The organism is Kineococcus sp. NPDC059986 (genome assembly GCF_040702905.1).
Classification (GTDB): domain Bacteria; phylum Actinomycetota; class Actinomycetes; order Actinomycetales; family Kineococcaceae; genus Kineococcus.
The window spans coordinates 1-17,514 of record NZ_JBFBND010000047.1; the positions used below are offsets into that span (position 1 = coordinate 1).

18 protein-coding genes and 2 pseudogenes are annotated in these 17,514 nt (G+C 73.6%); 7 read left to right on the top strand and 13 right to left on the bottom strand.

Going from position 1 to position 17,514, the window contains the following annotated elements:
* Positions 1–90 precede the first annotated feature (90 nt).
* The 4 genes from AB0637_RS22635 to AB0637_RS22650 all read right to left on the bottom strand — a co-directional run bounded on the left by AB0637_RS22635 (position 91) and on the right by AB0637_RS22650 (position 5,735).
* Positions 91–1,995, bottom strand: coding sequence for an EAL domain-containing protein (locus tag AB0637_RS22635; protein ID WP_366174955.1), 1,905 nt, complete (start codon positions 1,993–1,995; stop codon positions 91–93).
* Positions 1,992–2,948, bottom strand: a complete 957-nt coding sequence (locus tag AB0637_RS22640; protein WP_366174956.1) for an alpha/beta hydrolase — start codon at positions 2,946–2,948, stop codon at positions 1,992–1,994. Before AB0637_RS22640 ends, AB0637_RS22635 begins: the two co-directional genes overlap by 4 nt.
* 73 nt (positions 2,949–3,021) lie before the next feature.
* Positions 3,022–4,587, bottom strand: coding sequence for a GAF domain-containing protein (locus AB0637_RS22645; protein ID WP_366174957.1), 1,566 nt, complete (start codon positions 4,585–4,587; stop codon positions 3,022–3,024).
* A 260-nt stretch (positions 4,588–4,847) separates the two neighbouring features.
* The gene (locus AB0637_RS22650; protein WP_366174958.1) at positions 4,848–5,735 is read right to left on the bottom strand and encodes a hypothetical protein; all 888 of its coding nucleotides are present in this window, start codon (positions 5,733–5,735) and stop codon (positions 4,848–4,850) included.
* Between the two features lie 215 nt (positions 5,736–5,950).
* On the opposite strand from AB0637_RS22650, the gene AB0637_RS22655 reads away from it, so the two are divergent.
* Together AB0637_RS22655 and AB0637_RS22660 are read left to right on the top strand one after the other, a co-directional pair.
* Entirely contained in the window at positions 5,951–6,697 is a 747-nt protein-coding gene (locus AB0637_RS22655; protein ID WP_366174959.1) for an ABC transporter permease, read from the top strand.
* Between the two features lie 224 nt (positions 6,698–6,921).
* Positions 6,922–7,164: a DUF6458 family protein gene (locus AB0637_RS22660; protein ID WP_366174960.1), complete on the top strand. Its 243-nt coding sequence runs from the start codon at positions 6,922–6,924 to the stop codon at positions 7,162–7,164.
* Positions 7,165–7,452: 288 nt separating this feature from the next.
* On the opposite strand, the pseudogene AB0637_RS22665 reads toward AB0637_RS22660, so the two are convergent.
* From AB0637_RS22665 to AB0637_RS22680, 4 genes and pseudogenes are all read right to left on the bottom strand, one after another.
* Positions 7,453–7,614: pseudogene (locus tag AB0637_RS22665) on the bottom strand (carbohydrate kinase); the annotation flags it as partial.
* Between the two features lie 101 nt (positions 7,615–7,715).
* Positions 7,716–8,219: pseudogene (locus tag AB0637_RS22670) on the bottom strand (PfkB family carbohydrate kinase); the annotation flags it as partial.
* 48 nt (positions 8,220–8,267) lie between these two features.
* On the bottom strand, positions 8,268–9,020 hold the full coding sequence (locus AB0637_RS22675) for an SDR family oxidoreductase (RefSeq protein ID WP_366174961.1): 753 nt from the start codon (positions 9,018–9,020) through the stop codon (positions 8,268–8,270).
* A gap of 42 nt (positions 9,021–9,062) precedes the next feature.
* On the bottom strand, positions 9,063–9,710 hold the full coding sequence (locus AB0637_RS22680) for a transaldolase family protein (RefSeq protein WP_366174962.1): 648 nt from the start codon (positions 9,708–9,710) through the stop codon (positions 9,063–9,065).
* Positions 9,711–9,816: 106 nt separating this feature from the next.
* Here AB0637_RS22680 and AB0637_RS22685 point away from each other — a divergent pair, with 106 nt between their 5' ends.
* The gene (locus AB0637_RS22685) at positions 9,817–10,125 is read left to right on the top strand and encodes a sugar-binding domain-containing protein (RefSeq protein ID WP_366174963.1); all 309 of its coding nucleotides are present in this window, start codon (positions 9,817–9,819) and stop codon (positions 10,123–10,125) included.
* 6 nt (positions 10,126–10,131) lie between these two features.
* On the opposite strand, the gene AB0637_RS22690 is transcribed toward AB0637_RS22685, so the two are convergent.
* Positions 10,132–10,281 (bottom strand): hypothetical protein, encoded by a 150-nt coding sequence (locus AB0637_RS22690; protein WP_366174964.1) that lies wholly within the window; start codon positions 10,279–10,281, stop codon positions 10,132–10,134.
* Between the two features lie 325 nt (positions 10,282–10,606).
* Here AB0637_RS22690 and AB0637_RS22695 point away from each other — a divergent pair, with 325 nt between their 5' ends.
* Together AB0637_RS22695 and AB0637_RS22700 are read left to right on the top strand one after the other, a co-directional pair.
* Complete coding sequence (locus AB0637_RS22695) at positions 10,607–11,749, top strand: hypothetical protein (RefSeq protein WP_366174965.1); 1,143 nt, start codon at positions 10,607–10,609, stop codon at positions 11,747–11,749.
* Between the two features lie 145 nt (positions 11,750–11,894).
* Complete coding sequence (locus tag AB0637_RS22700) at positions 11,895–12,854, top strand: manganese catalase family protein (protein ID WP_366174966.1); 960 nt, start codon at positions 11,895–11,897, stop codon at positions 12,852–12,854.
* A gap of 152 nt (positions 12,855–13,006) precedes the next feature.
* On the opposite strand, the gene AB0637_RS22705 is transcribed toward AB0637_RS22700, so the two are convergent.
* A complete protein-coding gene (locus AB0637_RS22705) occupies positions 13,007–13,825 on the bottom strand; it encodes a metallophosphoesterase (RefSeq protein ID WP_366174967.1) in 819 nt (272 codons plus the stop codon).
* Between the two features lie 73 nt (positions 13,826–13,898).
* Between AB0637_RS22705 and AB0637_RS22710 the strand changes: the two genes are divergently transcribed.
* A complete protein-coding gene (locus AB0637_RS22710; RefSeq protein WP_366174968.1) occupies positions 13,899–14,312 on the top strand; it encodes a VOC family protein in 414 nt (137 codons plus the stop codon).
* A gap of 4 nt (positions 14,313–14,316) precedes the next feature.
* Entirely contained in the window at positions 14,317–15,603 is a 1,287-nt protein-coding gene (gene aroA, locus AB0637_RS22715) for a 3-phosphoshikimate 1-carboxyvinyltransferase (RefSeq protein WP_366174969.1), read from the top strand.
* Between the two features lie 55 nt (positions 15,604–15,658).
* On the opposite strand, the gene AB0637_RS22720 is transcribed toward aroA, so the two are convergent.
* From AB0637_RS22720 to AB0637_RS22730, 3 genes are read right to left on the bottom strand one after another with little or no spacing between them, the layout of a single operon-like run.
* Positions 15,659–16,489, bottom strand: coding sequence for an inositol monophosphatase family protein (locus AB0637_RS22720; protein WP_366174970.1), 831 nt, complete (start codon positions 16,487–16,489; stop codon positions 15,659–15,661).
* On the bottom strand, positions 16,486–17,190 hold the full coding sequence (locus AB0637_RS22725) for a hypothetical protein (RefSeq protein WP_366174971.1): 705 nt from the start codon (positions 17,188–17,190) through the stop codon (positions 16,486–16,488). Before AB0637_RS22725 ends, AB0637_RS22720 begins: the two co-directional genes overlap by 4 nt.
* Positions 17,187–17,450 (bottom strand): hypothetical protein, encoded by a 264-nt coding sequence (locus tag AB0637_RS22730; RefSeq protein WP_366174972.1) that lies wholly within the window; start codon positions 17,448–17,450, stop codon positions 17,187–17,189. The genes AB0637_RS22725 and AB0637_RS22730 overlap by 4 nt, the downstream gene beginning before the upstream one ends.
* Positions 17,451–17,514: the final 64 nt, after the last annotated feature.

Below are 17,514 nucleotides of genomic sequence, written 5' to 3' on the forward strand. Positions count from 1 at the left end.
GAACCCTCGTCCCTACGTCTGGGTCAAGACCGCCGAGCAGATCCTGGAGTCGCTCGGCGACTACTGCCAACGAATCATCGACTCACGACACTAGCGGTCCGCGCCGCCGTAGCGCTGTGACACCTCCTCCGGTGGGCGGGCGGGGCTGAAGAGGTACCCCTGCGCCACCGAACACCCCAGCTCCACGAGGACCTGCCGCTGCTCCTCGGTCTCGACGCCCTCGGCCACGCTGACCAGTCCCATCGAGCGTGCGAGGTGGACGCAGGCGCCGACGATCGCCCGGTCCGCGGCGCTGTCGACCACGGCGGAGACGAAGGACCGGTCGATCTTCAGCTCGTGCACCGGGAACCGCTGCAGGTACGTCAAGCTCGCGTACCCGGTCCCGAAGTCGTCCACCGCGATCTGCATCCCCAGCCCCGACAGGGCCTGCAGCGTCACCGACGCGTTCTCGGGTTCCACCATCAACGCGGTCTCGGTGATCTCCAGGACCACCTGGCTCGCGGGGACGCCGTACCGCGCCAGCGCACTCGTCACCAGCAGCACCAGGTCGGGGTCGTTCAGCTGCCGCGTCGAGAGGTTGACGCTCATCTGCACCCCGTTGCCCGTGGCGTTCCACGCGGCCGCCTGGGCGACGGCCGTGTCCAGGACCCAGGCACCGAGGTCGCGGATGAGGCCGCTCGCCTCGGCGACCTCGATGAACTCCGCCGGGCCGAGCAGACCCCGGACGGGGTGCTGCCACCGCACGAGGGCCTCCACCCCCGTCGTGGTGCCGTCCGACAACCGGACCCTCGGCTGGTAGTGCAACCGGAACTCCCCCTCGGCGAGGGCTGCCCGCAGTTCCTGCAGCAGCCGCAACCGGTCGGCGGCGTCGTCCCCGGCGGCGGGGTCGTGGACGGCCAAACCCCCGCGGCCACGGCTCTTGACCCGGTACATCGCCGTGTCCGCGCGACGCAGCAGGGCGTCGGCCGCCGCGTCGCACTCCGCGTCGCACGCCGCTGCACCGGTTCCGGTGGGCTCTGCCCGGAGGTCGGACGGCACGTCCGCGAGGGCGATGCCGGCACTGGCCGACGGGACGACCTCGACACCGGCGATGACGACCGGGACCGTGAGCTCCGCCAGCAGTCGTCGGCACAACGCGACCGCGTCGTCCTCGGTGCGCAGCACCTCCAGCACGACGAACTCGTCACCGGCGAACCGGGCCACGACGGCTTGCGGACGCAACGCCGACCGCAGTCGCTGCCCGAGGACGCGCAGCAGGTCGTCACCACCGGCGTGCCCCACGCTGTCGTTGACGGCCTTGAAACCGTCCAGGTCGAGGAACACCACGGCCAGGCGCGCGGTGGCGTCGTCGCGCCCCGGACCGTTCCCGAGGGCTTCGGACAGGGCTGCGTGCAGGCCGGTCCGGTTGAGCAGACCGGTCACCGGGTCGTGGTGCACGAGGTGCTGCAGGTGGGCTTCGGCCCGAGCGCGTTGCGCTTCCGAGGCCTCGGCGGCGCGTTTGGAGACGAGCAGTTCCTGTTCGTAGCGACGACGTTCCCGCGCCCCGAACAGGGCGACCACGACGTGTGCCGGGTTCCCCCGCCCGTCCCGGACCGGCGGGTCGGTGTCCGGGGATCCGTCCTGGCCCTCGCCGGCCCCGAGACCGGGCGCGGTGAACCGCACGGCGCTGAGGAAGGCCGCGTGCCGTGACCCTCCGACACCGAGCACCTGGACCGAGACCTCGTCCACCCGTCCGGCCGTCGCCAGCACCGGCAGGGCGTGGGTCGTCCACACGATGCGGTCCCCGACCGGCAGGAGGCGGGCGAACGGGGTTCCGAGGACGTCCTCCCGCAGCAGACCTGTCCAGGTGGTGAAGGTGCGGTTCACGTCCACGACGAGTCCCGCGTCACCGTCGAGGACCACGTGGGCGACCGGTGAGTCCTGCCACCAGCCGTCGGCGCGGACCGGCGCGACGTCCGCACGGTCGTGGCCGGCGTCCACCGGTGGTGTCGTCACGAGGAGGAGCCCGTCCGGTCCGTGCGGCCCGGGTCGCCGACGCGGTGGCGGTCCAGGTGGTCGAGGACAGCGGTCGCGACCTGAGCGGGCGCACTGATGTGCGGGCAGTGACCGGTGGCGTCGAGGACGACGAGGTGACCTCGCGGAACGGCCGCGGCGACCGCCGTCCCCACCTCCTCCGGGGCGAGCGCGTCGTGCCGGCACTGCAGGACCAGCGTGGGGTGCTGCACCTGCGGCAGCACGTCGCGCACGTCGCTGAGGAAGATGGCCCGGGCGAAGGTCGCGGCGGCGTCGGGGTGCGTGCCGAGGAAGCTGTCGGTCAGTTCCGCCCCCAGCTCCGGTGACCCGGGGACCCCCATCACGACCGGCGCCATCGCGGCGGACCAGGCGTAGTAGTTGCTGTCCAGCGACTCGAGGAGTTCGCGGATGTCCTCGAGGCTGAACCCGCCCGTCCACCCGGTCCCGGGGTCGTCGACGTAGCGCGGGGACGGCGCCACCAGCGACAGCGTGGCGAAGCGGTCGGGCTGGGCCGCGGCCGCCAACAGGGCGACGGCGGCACTGACCGAGTGGCCCACGACGTGCACGGCGCGGAGGTCCAGGGCGGCGCACACCTCCAGCAGGTCCTGCGCGTACCCGGTCAAGCTCCCGTGCCGGACGGGGTCGAAGTCGCTCAGCTGCGTGGCGCCGGACCCCGCGTGGTCGAACAGGACGACGCGGTGGTCGGCCAGGTGCGGGAGCAGGCGGTTCCACGCCCGCTGCCCGGCCCCGAACCCGTTCGCCAGCAGGAGCACCGGCCCGTCCGGATCGCCGGCCTCGGTGACGCAGTGCCGGGCCAGGACCGCGGACGGGTCCGGCACCGTCGTGACCGGCTGCGGGAGCCGGCACGGAACGACGCGGACGACGTCGGGGCGGATCGGCACGAGGCCGTCGAGCGGGAGCATGGGGGGCCTCACGGTTGACACGGTCGTCCTGGGATCGGCGTGGGGGAGCACGAGCTTGACCTGGTGAACGGGTGGTCCCGGCCCGTCAGCCCAGGACGCTGCGGGTCGTGGCCTCCTGCTCGGCCAGGACGTCCCCGATGAGCGCCTGCGTGTGGTTGATCTGCTCGACGGCCGCGTGGATCCCGGCCAGCGAGGTGACGACCGCCTGCACCCGGTCCTGGATGGTGGCGACCTTGACGCTCACGTCGTCGGTGGCACGTTCGGTCTGGGAGGAGAGTTCCTTGACCTCCCCGGCCACGACGGCGAAACCCTTCCCGGACTCCCCCGCCCGCGCCGCCTCGATCGTGGCGTTCAGGGCCAGCAGCTTGGTCTGCGCCGCGATCGACTGGATGGCGCGCACGACGTCGTCGATCTCCGTGCTCGCCTGGCCGAGCGCTGCGACCTGCCCGTTCGCCTCCTGGCCCAGGGCTTCGCCCTGGGCGGCGACGTCGGCCGCGGACGTGACGTTGCGCTCGACCTCGTCGATGGAGGACAGCAGTTCGCCGCCCGCCTGGCGCAGCCGGGTCCCGGCGGCCAGCCGCTCCATTGCCTGCCCGACGAGGAAGGCCGTGTTCCGCAGGGCGCTGCGGCGGCTCGCGGACATGATGAGCGTGCGGGTGGCGAAGAAGTCCATCGTGCCGATCATGCGGCCCGCGACGACGACGGGCAGGCAGACGCCGGACTTCACCCCGGCGCGCTGAGCGGCCGGGGCCCGGACGCAGTCCGTCATCTCACCGAGGTCCTCGACGAACACCAGGTCCTGCTCGGCCCACGTGCGCCCGGACAACCCGACGCCCTTGGCGAAGGACGCCGACAGCGTGACGCGGCGGAACTCCTCCCCCGCCGTCCCCGACTCCAGCTCGAAGCGCAGGACCCGGGCCTGTTCGTCCAGGCGCCAGAACGACCCGTACTGCCAGTCGAAGTCACGCCGGACGACGTCCAGCGCGGTCCGCAGCACCACCTGTTCGTCGGAGGCCGTCGTGAGTTCGCGGATGACGGTCGAGACGGCGTCCACGTCCTGCGCCGCCTTCTCCTGGCGCACCACCTCGTGCGCCCGTTCCAGCGCACTGGAGACCAGGACCCCCACCGCCCGCAGCGCGTCCAACCGTCCCGGCGACGGCTCCAGTTCCTCGCTGCTGAAGAAGTCCATGGTGCCGACGACGCGGCCCTCCTGGAGGATCGGGAAGCACACCCCGGACTTCACCCCGGCCCGCTGGGCCGCCGGCGCCCGCACGCAGTCGGGGACCTGGGCGAGGTCGGGCACGAACACGAGGTCCCGGGCCCGCCAGGCGCGCCCGGACAGCCCGACGCCCTCGGCGAAGGACGCCTGCAACGTGACCCGCCGGAACTCCGCACCGGCGTCACCGGACTCCTGCGCGAACCGCAGGACCCCCCTGCCGCCCTCCCCCGTGGGGTCCAGCGTCCAGTAGGAGCCGTACGTCCAGCCGAACCGTTCGCGGACCGCCGCCAGGGCGATGCGCACGGCGTCCTGGGGGGACCGGACCGACGCCAGAGCGCGGACCACCTCGGTCATCGCGGCCACGTCGGCCTCGCTGGCGAGGAGACGGGCCGTCGTGCCGGCGAGGACCGCCGTCGAGTTCTTGCCGAACATCTCGCTCCTGGGTGCCGGACCCGACGACGGGTCCCGAGGTGGAACTGCTGGTGCTCCGACGTCATCGACGGCCGGCGGGGAAGGTTGAGAGCGCGACGGGTCTTTCACCCGTTCGGGGGTTGCCCCGCTCGGCTCCACTGTTCTCGAGGTTCCGGCGCAGGGCTGCCCTGCGGCGGGTGCGGGACCGGCGACCGCATCCTCGCCACGACGGCCCGTCGCCGGGCCGGGGAATGCCGCGGCGCCGGAGGAGGCGGACCGGTTCAGACCGCCTCGGGGTCGGCCACGGGATCGACCGCCGTCCGCGTCGACGGGAGGCCCGGGTTCTCGTGGCGCGGATCGGGGCGTTGCACGTCGTTCCCCCGGAGGGCGAGGAACGTCACGAGGGTGACGATGAGGACGACCGCGACGACCGTGACGGGTCCGTCGCCGAAACCCCGACCGCCGCCGAGGTCGGGCTCCTTGCCGAGCCAGTCCGCGAACGAGGCGCCCAGCGGACGGGTCAGGACGTAGGCGGCCCAGAACGTCGGGACCGGGTTCGCCCCCAGCCGCCAGGCGACGAGGGGAACCGCGATGGCGGCGGTGAACAGCAACCCCGAGGGCAGGAAACCCAGGTGCATGGCCAGGCCCGTGAGGTCACCCACCGCGGTCCCCAGGGCGAACGTCGCCAGCACGGTGGCCCAGTAGAACCGCTCGCGGCGTGCGGTGGTGATGCTGTGGACGTCGAGCGTCCGCTCGCTGCGCCACCACCACCCGAACACGACCGCCACCGCCACCGCGTACAGGCTCGAGGTCGCCCACAGCGGCAGCCCGCTGACCACGTGCAGGACGTCGGCCAGCATCGTGCCGACGACGGCGATCGCGGACACGCAGAACCAGTACACGGGGGGCCGGTAGCGCTCGGACCGCAACTGCAGCCACAACGCCAGCGCGAACCCGCCGACCCCGACGAGACCACCGAGGACGAGGTCGGTCTCCCCCAGGTAGTCCGAGGCCGCCTCTCCCATCCCGGTCGTGAGGACCTTGACCAGCCAGAACAGCGCCGTGACCTCGGGAACCTTCGCCGCCACGATCCGCGGGGCGAGCACGGAGCGGAGAACCCCGGCCGGGCGGTCGGCGCGAGGCGGACCGGTGCGAGGCGGCGTGGCCATGGGGCGGGTCCTCCGGTGCGGGCGGTCGACGCCCCCCGGACGGGGGCGGACCCATGGTGACCGCCGGCCGCTGAACCTCCGCTGAGACGGGCGCGCGAGGCGGCCTGCCGGTGACCGTAGGCTGCTGCGACCGGCGGCTGCCGGCCCCGGACTCGTCACCGCGGACGGAACGCGAGGTCATCCGTGCAGTTCGACCCGTCGAGCAGGACCCTGCCGTGATCGACGCCCTCCACGGGATCGGGCCCGTCCTCGCGGCGATCACGGTGCTGGCCCTGGTCGCGATCGGGGTCGGCCGCTGGGCCGGTCTCGGGCACGGCCGGGACGTCGTCGTGGTCGTCGCGCGGGCCGTCGTCCAGATCGTCGCCGTCGGCCTCGTCCTCGGGTTCGTCCTGCGCACCGCCGCGCTGGCGCCGCTCTACCTGTGCCTCGCGCTGGGGATCGCGTCGTGGACCTCGGCCCGTCGGCTGCGGTTCCCCCGGGTGTGGCCGGTGACCGTCGTCGCCATCGGCGCCGGTGCCGCGACGGCCTCGGCGGTCGTCATCGGCACCGGAGCCCTGCAGCCCCACGTCCTGCAGGTCGTGCCCTTCACGGCGCAGCTCATCGGCGGCGCCATGAGCGCCACGACCCTGGCCGGTCGCCGCATGCTGGACGACGTCGCCGCGGACTGGGCCACCGTGGAGTCGTGGCTGGCCATCGGCGCGACCGGCCGGGAAGCGGTGGCCGACGTCGGGCGCACCGCCGCGCAGCGCGCACTGGCCCCGGCGCTGGACCAGACCCGGACGGTCGGACTGGTCACCCTGCCGGGCGCCTTCGTCGGTCTCCTCCTGGGCGGGGCCAGCCCGCTCGAAGCCGCCCGGGTCCAACTGCTCGTGCTCGTCGGACTCGTCGCGGCCGAGACCGTCGCCGTGGTGCTGGTCACCGCCGGTCTGGGGCGCCGCATCCGGCAGCGCCCCGAACGCTGAGGCTCAGCGGACCAGGAAGCTGGAAGGAGTCGCGCTGGTCCGGCGCCAGGTACCGGTCGGTCGCGCGGTGCACGTCCCCTGCCTCGACGCGTCGCGACGTGTGAGGCCAGCAGAGTGGTCGAGCAGGCGGGCGGGACCACGAGGAGAAACCCTCGCTGCCGTCGAACGGGTGGTTCTGCGGGTCTCAGCGCGCCGACCTCGCGACCGCTGCCCACCATCGAGACATGCGCCTCGGAACCAGCGTCTTCCTGCTCGCCGTCGGAGCCGTCCTCACCTTCGCCGTCACCTTCTCGGTGTCCGGCCTCGACCTGTCGACCGTCGGGGTCATCCTCATGGTCGTCGGCGTCCTCGGCATCGTCCTCGAGTTCGCCCTGTTCCGGCCCCGCACCCGGGCCGTCACCAGCACCACGAGCGTCGACCCGGTGACGGGCAGCACCGTCCGCAGCACCACCGACCGGGCGATCTGAGGAACCGGTCCTCGCACGGCGGGAGGGCCCGGTGTGCGGCCGCCGCAGCGGGGAACCGTGCCTCTCCACGGTGTGGTCCCTCACGCACCGCCGCGCAGTTCGGCGCGGTCCGGTGGGCGGGCCCCGGCCCGTCGGCACGTCAGGGACGCGCACCGCACGGCCGCCTCGACCACCCTGCGCAACGGTGCACCGGACAGTTCCCGCAGCCTCGGTCGCGTCTGCGCACCCAACAGGTCGGCCCGCGGCGAGGGCGTCGAGCAACCCGGAGGAGAAGGCGTCGCCCGCCCCCACGGTGTCGACGACGGACACCGTCGGCGCGGCCACCTCGAGGACTCCCGACCCGGCCGTGACGGCGACGGCACCGTCGCCGTCGCGCGTGAGGACCACCAGGGCCGGACCCGCGGCGAGCCACCGCCGCGCGACGTCGACGTCCGACTCGCCCGGGTACAGCCAGCGGACGTCCTCGTCGGAGGCCTTGACGACGTCGCTGGCGGCTCGAACTCCTCGACCAGCCCCACGGCCTGCTCGGGGCCGGAGAAGAACACCGGGCGGACGTTGGGGTCGTAGCTCGTGGTCGCGGACGACCGGGCGCGGCGGTGGAGGTCGAGGGCGACGGCGGACCCCGGAGGAACCGAGGCGCCGATCGACCCGGTGTGGACGTGGTCGGTGTCCGACGGGAACTCCACCCGCGGCAGGGTCGCGTCGAAGTCGAACGTGCAGGTCGCCTTCCCGTCGGCGTCGACCAGTGCGTGCGACGTCGACGTGGCACCGTGCACGAGGGACGCGGGGAGCAGGTCGACGCCGGCACCGGCCAGGTGGTCGCGCACGGTTGCACCCCGCTGGTCGTCCCCGATGCGGCACAGGAACCGCACCGGGTGGCCGAGCCGACCCAGCCCGTACGCGACGTTGAGAGGGCTACCTCCGGGGTGTTCGGCACTGCGGCCGTCGGGGTGTTCGACCACGTCGACGAGCGCCTCCCCGACCACCACCAGAAGAGTGCCGTGGGCGCCTCGCTCCTCGCCTGGGGGCGGACGGTGCGCAACGGGGGCGGGCACGGGAACTCCTGCTCGGTCGGGGTGGGGTGGATCCGCACGGGTCCGTGGTCAGGGCTGCTCAGCCATGCTCCACATCGACCACAACGCCGTCCGCATCCGCCGGGGTTGCTCCAGGACGGTGACGACGGCGAACGCCACGTCGTCGGGCGCCAGGAACCCGTCCTTGACCGGGTCCCCCTCCGTGCGGCCGACACCGTCGGCGAACCCTGTGTTCACGGCGGCCGGGGCGATGGTGCTGACGCGGATCCCCCGCTCGCGCACCTCGCGGGCCAGCGACGTCGCCAGCCCGACCTGACCGTGCTTGCTCGCCCCGTACACCGCCTCCAGTGCTCCCCCGGTTCCGAGCCCCGCCACCGAGGCGACGAGGACGACGTCACCGCCGGCGTCACCGGCCGCGGCCCGCGCGTCGAAGTGCTGCACCGCAGCGCGGACCGCCCACACCGTGCCGAGCAGGTTGGTGTCGACGATGGCCTGCAACACGTCGTCGGAGTAGTCGCAGATCCCGCCGAAGACGCCGATGCCCGCGTTGCAGACGACCGAGTCGAGGCGTCCGAAACGCCCCACCGCCTCGGCGACGACCTGGCGTGCCGCGTCCGGGGACCGCACGTCCAGGGCGACGGCCAGGAACTGCTCGGCCGGGAACGAGGCCGCCACCGCCGCCGCCTTCGCGGGGTCCAGGTCGGCCAGCACCACGCGGACGCCGGAGTCGAGCAGCTGCCGCGCGGTGGCGGCACCGATGCCGGCACCGGCCCCGGTCACCAGGACCACCGTGCCGGTCAGGTCACGTCGTTCAGCGGGCACGTCCGTCCTCCTCCACTCGGCCTCGTCGCTCGTCCACCCGCGTCAGCCTCGGCGGCGCATGAGCGCCTCGAACGCCTCGTCAGCCGCGACGGTGTGCTCGTCGACCGTGCAGGCCTCGATGACGTCGGGGTGCGCCGTGAAGGCCCGGACGCCGACGGCGAGGGCCTGCTCGACGGCCAGCGGACTGCGCACGCTGGCGAGCAGCACCTCGGTCGGGCTGTCCCGCAACGCCTCGTGCATGGCTCCGACGAGTTCCAACGGGGGGCGTCCGGTGCGGTCGGCGATCTGCCCGAAGTAGGGCGCGATCCAGACGGCGCCGACCTGGGCCGAGACCGCGGCCTGGGCGACGGTGTTCACCGCCGTGACGAGGGTGGGAACACCGGCGCGGTGCAGGGCCGCCGCCGCGGTGAAACCCGCCATGGTCGCCGTCAGCTTGACGACGACGCGGTCGCCGAGGTCGGTGATGCGCGTCGCGTTCCGGAGCATCTCGTCCGCGTCGTGCCCCCAGGTCTGGAAGAACACCTGCTGGGCGCCGGCGTCGACGTAGCGGGAGTACAGCTCGGGGAAGTCGGCGGCGCCGCGGTCGGAGCGGTCGAGGATCGAGGGGTTCGACGTCACCCCGTCGACCAGGCCGGCCCGCAGCAGGGCCTCGACCCGTTCGACGTCCGCGCTGTCCGCGAAGAACTTCACTCCGACCTCCAGGTGCTCATTCGAGCGGTGGTGCCTCCAACAGTGCCCTGAACCATCCTCAGCCAGCGGCCGACGTGTCAATGCCGCTCGCTCGTCAGGTGGCCCGATGGACAGTGCACTCGAAGCCCTGCGGGCGACCGTCGCGGCGCGGCGCCACCACCTGGACGGCGCCACGACGAGCACCATCGCCGGTGAACTGCGGGTGTCCCGGTTCGAGGTCGCCCGTCTCCTCGACCGCGCCGTCTCGGTCACCACCCGTCAACTGCGCGCCGTGCCCGACGTCACGGCCGTTGCTGACGGCGCGGACGAGAGCACCGCGATCCGGGCCGCCTGCCGCAGCGGGCTCGTCCACCGCCCGGTGACCGACGACCGCACCGCGGAAGCCTTGCTGGTCAGCCCGACGGCTCCCTCCTGAGCCCCGTCACGCGCGGGGACGGGAACGTCGTCCCTGCCACCAGGACGACGCGAGGGTCGCGGCGGCGGCGGGTGCGGTGACCACCGCGACGTCGCCCCACGCCTGGCCGAACGCCCCGTGCAGCGTCACGGCGAACAGCCCGGCGACTGCGAGCACCGAGACCACCGACGCCACCGGCAAGCGGCCCCGGTCCTGCCACGCCATGTGCGGGCGGGCAGGGTCCAGGTTCCCCATCCGGTGGTCAGCACCGCCCACACCGCGGCGCCGACCGCGACCAGGGCCCAGGCGGCCGCCACGGTCCACCGTCCGGCCGACCACCACCCCGCGGCGCCCACGAGGAGCGCCGCGTCCAGCGTCAGCGAGCCCAGCAGCCGTGAACGCGCCCATCGGCCGCGGTCGAAGCGACGGTGCCGGCTCCGCAGCCTGGTGGCCTGCCGTCCTGACCCGGTGTCCTGCGTCGGCACACTGCGAGACTAGGACGGTGACGGGTTCGACGCTGACCTCGGGGCAACTGGCCGACGCCCTCGGCACGGCGTGGGCCGAACTCGGACCGCCGGCCGTCGCCGTCGAACTCCTGCACCGCACGGGCGACTGGCTCACCACCCTCGACGCTGCGGGGTTCCTCGACCTCGACACCCACCCGGACGGCACTCCGCGCGCCACCCTGCGCTGGGCGGAGGCCGTCGCCGCCCTCGCCCCGGACGCACCGCCGGGAGAGCTGCCGCGCGACCTCCCCCTCGGCCGCCACCACCCGGGTGTCCTGCGCATCGCGGCCGCCCTGGCGTCCGCCGTCCCGGTCGACCTCGGCGCCGTCGTCGGGGACATGGACCGGCCCACCACCGCGCACGTCCTCGCCGCGATCAGCTGGTCCAGCCAGGACCGCGCGATCTGGTTCGACCCCCGTCTGCCCGACGGGCGGTCCTCGGCGCGCACGGTTCCCCTGCACGTCGACGGTCTCGTGGACTGGCCCACCGTGCAGGACCCGCCGCAGGACACCGAACTCCCGCTGTGGCCGGCGCGCGTCGAGGAGGAGGCGGTCGCCCGGGCGGCCGAGGAGAACCCCGGACCGCTCGCCACCCTCCCCCTCAGCGGGCACGTCGCCGCCGTCCTGGAACACCTGCGCCCCACCGACCCGGAGTACCGCATCGTCACCATCGGGATGTGGGGTGCCCCCGGTGTCCTGGACGACGACGTGGTCCTCGACGACGGCTCGGCCTTCACGGGACCACGTCCTCCCCTCGGTCCGGACGAGAGCGAGGTCCTGCTGCACCGCCGGCACGACCCCACCCGACCTCTCCTCCTGGTGGTCCCCGCCGACGTCGACCTGCACGGCGTGCCCTTCCACCGCCTCCCGGAGGCCGGTGTCACCACGGTCTCGACGACGCCGGGGGACCCTCCCGCCGAGTCCCCCGCCACGGGCACCGATCTGCGCAACGCGACCGGCGGGTGGACGGTCCTGGACATCGGCGGTGTCCTTGCGGGGGTCGTCCACCTCGAGGACGGCGTCACCGGGATCAGCTGGACCCGGCCGGACGGGGAACGCGTCGCGGTCTCGATCCCGGCCCGTCCTCGGGAGGCCGTGGAACGGTTGCTGACCTGGCCCGGAGTTCCCTGGTGGAGGTGACACCTCGTGGCCAGGCCGGCCGGCGTTCGCCGCCGACGAGGTGTCCGTCGTCGTTCCGAGTGGCGTGCCACCGCAACCGCGGGCAGGGTCGGAGCACAGGGGTTTCGAGCAGTGGAGCTCTCCGCACCACCCGACGGGAGTCCCCGTGTACCTCCACGTGCAGAAGCTCATCCACGAGATCGCCGCCGACGAACCCGACCCCGCGGCGGCCAACGCCCTCCAGGAAGGTCTGGGGGGCCAGTTCGGCGAGATGCGCACGATGATGCAGTACCTGTTCCAATCGATGAACTTCCGCGGCCCCGCCGCCAAGCCGTACAAGGACCTCCTGCAGGGCATCGGCACCGAGGAGATCAGCCACGTCGAGCTCATCGGGACCACGATCGCCCGACTGCTGGACGGATCCCCCCGCTACCAGGGCAAGGCGACCGACCCGCTGGACACCCCGGGTGCCGGCGGCGCGACGCCGCTGGCGAACGCGCTGACCGAGAGCAACATCCACCACTACCTCGTGGGCGCCCAGGGTGCGCTGCCGGTCGACTCGGCGGGCAACCCGTGGAGCGGCAGCTACGTCTACAACTCCGGCAACCTCGTGCTGGACCTGCTCTACAACCTCATGCTGGAGTCCACGGGACGCCTGCAGAAGTGCCGCATCTACGAGATGTCGTCGAACAAGACGCTCCGCTCGACCGTCAGCTACCTCATCGTCCGGGACCAGGCGCACGAGAACAGCTACGCCAAGGCCCTCGAGACGCTCGGGGTCGACTGGAAGAAGCTGCTGCCCATCCCCAAGACCAACGCGGAGCAGTTCCCCGAGGTCAAGCAGATGGTGGACCTCGGCTGGCAGTCGAAGCAGTACACCTTCGACCTCACCGGGTTGTCCGAGGCGAGCAAGATCGTGCGCGGCGCCTCGCCGTCGAAGGACGGGACGACCCTCGACGGCACCGAACAGGCGCCCGAAGGGGCGCCCATGACCATCGCCGAGGAGCGTTACGAGGAGTTCGCGCCGGGACTCGACCCCGAACTCCTCGAACTCATCCAGGCGACGGCGGACCTGGAGATGGAAGAACCCGTCAGGACCTACGGCCCGCTGGATCCCACGGCCTGAGCCGTCCCGCCACCGGTCGACCCGCGACCTCAGCGGGCGAGGAACGCGCTGCGCGTCCACGGCCAGTCGTGGACGTCGGCCACCGCGCTCGTGCCGGAGGGTCGCGGGTCGAACGGGTCCGGTGCAGGTCGACAGGTTCCGGCTCGCCGGGTTCACACCGCCAGGACGGCCCCCGCGTGGCTGACCGCCACGGTGTGGACGACGTACCCCGTCGCGTCCAGCCGGTGCAGGAGGAAGGTCGTGGGCTCGGCGACGTAGCCCGGTGGACGGTCGCTCGACAACTCCAACGCGCTCTGCCGGAAGGTGCTGCCCGCCGACGACACCACCGCTCCGGCGAGGGTCCCGGTGACCTGCCGGTGCACGTGCCCGGCCAGCACGCCCCGCACCTGCGGGTGCCGGCCCACGACCTCGCCGAGGGCGGCCGCGTCCAGCAGCCCCATCCCGTCCAGGAACGGCAGGCCCACGCGCACCGGTGGGTGGTGCAGCACCAGCAGCGTCGGTGTCCGCGCCCGCTCGGTGAGGACCTCCTCCAGCCACGCCACCTGCCGCGGGCCGAGCCGGCCCGCGCCGCGCACGTGGCTGCCGTCCTCGCCGGGTTCGACCAGGGAGTCGAGCAGGACGACCCGGGCGTCCTCGTGCTCCACGACGTGGCGCACCTCCCCTGCACCGGCGGAACTCCCCGCGGGGAGCGGCAGGTGCTCCGAACCGGCGAACACCGCCAGCAGGGGTGCCCGACGGTCGTGGTTGCCCGTGGCCAGGTGCACCGGCAAGGGGCTGCGCGACAGGACCTCCGCGAGCACCTCGTACTCCTCGAGGGTCCCGTGCTCGACGAGGTCACCGCTGATCACCAGCACGTCCGGTCGGGGCTGCACCGCGGCCGCGGCACCGATCGCCCGGAGCAGCCCGGCAGCGGGCTCGGCCCCCAGGGCGCCGACGGTCAGGTGGCAGTCACTGAGGTGGGCGACGAGCACGAGCGACCTCCCCGGGGCGGACCTGTCCCCGCAGTCTCCCGCACGGTTCCGGGCGAGGGGTCAGGATGTCCCCGTGAAACGAGGCACCCTGCACCACCTGGAACTGTGGCGGGACGACGCCACCGCCACCGACGGCCCGTGGGCGTGGCTGCTGGCACGGCTCGGGTACTCGCGGACCGACGCGTGGGAGACCGGGTCCACGTGGTCCCTGGACTCGTCGTACGTGGTGCTGGAGTCGGGCACCGACCACGTGCGCGGCCCAGCCGACCGGCTCCGCAGCGGGATGAACCACCTCGCCCTGTGGGCCGGCAGCCGAGGGGACGTCGACGTGCTGGTCGCCGAGGCACCGGACCACGGCTGGCGGTTGCTGTTCCCCGACCGGCACCCGCACGCCGGCGGCCCGCAGCACTACGCCGCCTTCCTCGAGGACACCGCGGGGTTCGAGGTGGAGCTCGTGGCGGAGGAACCCGGGGCGCGGGCAGACTGACCGGGTGCTGACCGGAGCCGCTGACCTCCCCGACGTCCTGACCGTGCACCCCGTGGGGAGCCCGCCGGACCTGACGGTGCAGGTGCCGGGGTCGAAGAGCATCACGAACCGGGCGTTGCTGTGCGCGGCCCTCGCCGTCGGCACGAGCACGCTCACCGGGATCCTCCTGGCCGACGACACGCGCGCCATGCTGGACGCCGTCCGGTCCCTCGGCGCCCGGGTGGACCTGGACGAGGGGACCCGGACCGCCGTGGTCACCGGCGTCGCCTCCACCGACGGGCTGTCGGTGCCGGCCGGGGTCCGGGTCGACGCCCGGCAGTCGGGCACGACGTCGCGGTTCCTCCTGCCGGCCCTGGCCCTCCTGCCCGGGCGCAGCGTGCTCGACGGCAGCGAGCAGCTGAGGGCCAGGCCCTTCGGCCCCCTGGTGGACGCGGTGCGCCACCTCGGCGCCGGCGTGGAGGAACTCGGCGAACCCGGCCGGCTGCCGGTCGCCGTCGGGGGACCCGTGCGCGGTGGTCGGGTCGCGTTGCCGGGGCACCTGTCCAGCCAGTTCCTGTCCGGCCTGTTCCTGGCCGCACCCCTCATGCCCGACGGGCTCTCGGTGCACCTGACGTCCCCGCTGGTGTCGGTGCCCTACCTGGAGATGACGGCCGCCGTCATGCTGTCCTTCGGTGCGCAGGTCGAGGGACTGGACGTCCGCACCGGTGGGTACCGCGGGTGCGCCTACGCGGTGGAGCCGGACGCCAGCGCCGCCTCGTACTTCCTGGGGGCTGCGGCCATCACGGGCGGACGGATCACGGTGCAGGGGCTGGGCACCGGGAGCCTGCAGGGGGACGTGCGCTTCGCCGACGTCCTGGAACGCATGGGCGCCACGGTGGACCGCTCCCCCGACCGGATCACCGTCACCGGGACCGGGACGCTGCACGGAGTGGACGTGGACATGGTCGACATCTCCGACACCGCGCAAACCCTGGCGGCCGTGGCGGTCCACGCCGACGGCCCCACCCGTGTCCGGGGCATCGGGTTCATCCGCGGCAAGGAGACCGACCGCATCGCCGCGGTGGTCACCGAACTCCGGCGCGCCGGCATCGACGCGGTCGAGGAACCCGATGGTTTCTCGGTCCACCCGGGAACCCCGGCACCGACCCGGTTCCGGACGTACGACGACCACCGGATGGCGATGAGCCTGGCCCTGCTCGGTCTGCGCAGCCCCGGCATCGAGATCGACGACCCCGGGTGCGTCCGCAAGACCTACCCGGGGTTCTTCGACGACCTCGCACGCCTGGCCTGACGTCCGGGACGCACCGGGTTCGGCGCGGGGTTCGGCGCGGGGTTCAGCGTCCGGTTCAGGGGCGGGTCCCGGCGAGCCCGGCCAGGACGACCGACTGCACCGCCGGCCCCGAGGCGAAGACCCGAGGGCCTGCGGTCACCGCCGGCGAACCGTCCGGGCCGGAACTCACACCGCCTGCCTCGGCGACGATGAGGGTGGTCGCCGCGACGTCCCAGACCTCGGCCCGCGTCTGGACCGCCACGTCGAGATCGCCCTGAGCGACGAGCAACGCGGGGTGCACCGGCCACCTCGCCGCGTCCGTCCCCGCGCCGACGTCGAGCGCCAGCGCGCGGTCCGACGAGAGCTGGTACTCCTCGGCGGGAACCACCCCGAGACGTGGAACCGTCGTCGTTCCCGGAGCCGGGGCGACGGCCACCCGGCGGGCCCCGCTCACGGCACCGGTGGCGTCCATCCGACCGGTGGAGGCGCCGCCCCCGCGCACCGCCCACCACACCCGCTGCTGCGCCGGGACGGCCGCCACGGCCACCTCCAGGACGCCGTCCACCTCCAGGGCCAGCAGCACCGACCAGCGGTCGTCGCCGTCGACGAAGTGCGCCGTCCCGTCGATCGGGTCGAGGATCCACCGCCGCCGCACCGCTCCACCCGCACCCGGCGTCGCCGGGAACTCCTCACCGACGACGGCGTCGTCGGGACGCCGGCGGGCCAGCAGGTCGCGGACGGCCCGTTCTCCGGCCCGGTCCGCGGCGGTCACCACGGAACCGTCGTCCTTGAGACCGCGTTCCAGGCGGGACAGGTCGGCGAAGGCCGGCAGGGCGATCGCGGCCACGGCCGCGACGGCGAGGAGGGCGACGTGCAGGTCACCACCCTCCTCGGGCTCGAGGGTCACAGGGACCCCGACCCGCCCAGGACCCCCGTCAGCAGGCCGGAGAGCAGGAACGCCCACCCCCCACCCAGCCGGCGGGGCCCCGGGGGGACGGGTCGCCCACCCGGCAAGGGCCCCGACGACACGAGGAACGCCGTCACCCCGAACGGGACGGTGAAGAGCCAGAACCACCCCCACCGGCTCACCCGGCGCGGGTCCGGGCCGTTGACGAGCAGGAACAGGGCGCCCAGCCACTGCAGGACCACCAGGACGCCGACCCAGCCGGGCACCTGGATCCCCAGGACCTCCCCGGTCAGGAACGGGCCCGAATCCTGCACGGCCCGGTCCACGCGGACCGACGTGCCCCACTGCCGCACCAGGTCCGCCGCGTCCTCGCCCACGACCGGGAGCGGGTTGCCGTCGTCCCCCGTCAGGGTGGTGCCGCTCGACGCGTCCCGACCGTCCACGTACTGCACCTGGGTCCGGTGGTCCGACCACCCGGAACGCCACTGCACGTCCTGCACGGTGCTCCCGACGGCCCCCGCGGGGAGGCCGCCCGTGACCAGGACGTGCGTCACCCGGCCGCTCGCGAGGTCGCGCTGCAGGTCCTGCAGCGACGCCGTGTGCCGACCCCAGACGAGCGTCGACAGGAGGACCACGACCGTGACCGCCAGGAGCACCGCCCGCACCCCCGCCCAGCCGCGCCAGGACGCCGGGGCGGTCACTCCTGAGCGCGTTCCCAGGCCAGGGCGCAGACGACCCACCACCCCACCTGGACCGTTCCCGTCCACAGCAGGAACACTCCGCCGAGGACGACCAGGGCGGTGTCCCCGCCGGTCACTCCGGACACGAGGAGCAGGAGACCGGCGACCAGACCGACGACCGCGGCGTACCGCATGCTGCGCAGGTGGGGGTTGTCGCGGGCGTCCTCGCCGACGAGAGCACGCAGACGGGAGGGCAGACCCGACGTCCTGGAGGTGGTCACCGCACCACCATGGCAGGAGATGCCCTCCCCGTCGGCGGTTCCGAGGGGGACGCCCGTGGAGTTC

Bases quoted from the DNA above. Each gene is read 5' to 3' on its own strand.
- AB0637_RS22645 (WP_366174957.1), bottom strand. From the start codon at position 4,587: ATGTTCGGCAAGAACTCGACGGCGGTCCTCGCCGGCACGACGGCCCGT.
- AB0637_RS22660 (WP_366174960.1), top strand. From the start codon at position 6,922: ATGCGCCTCGGAACCAGCGTCTTCCTGCTCGCCGTCGGAGCCGTCCTC.
- AB0637_RS22650 (WP_366174958.1), bottom strand. From the start codon at position 5,735: ATGGCCACGCCGCCTCGCACCGGTCCGCCTCGCGCCGACCGCCCGGCC.
- AB0637_RS22685 (WP_366174963.1), top strand. From the start codon at position 9,817: ATGGACAGTGCACTCGAAGCCCTGCGGGCGACCGTCGCGGCGCGGCGC.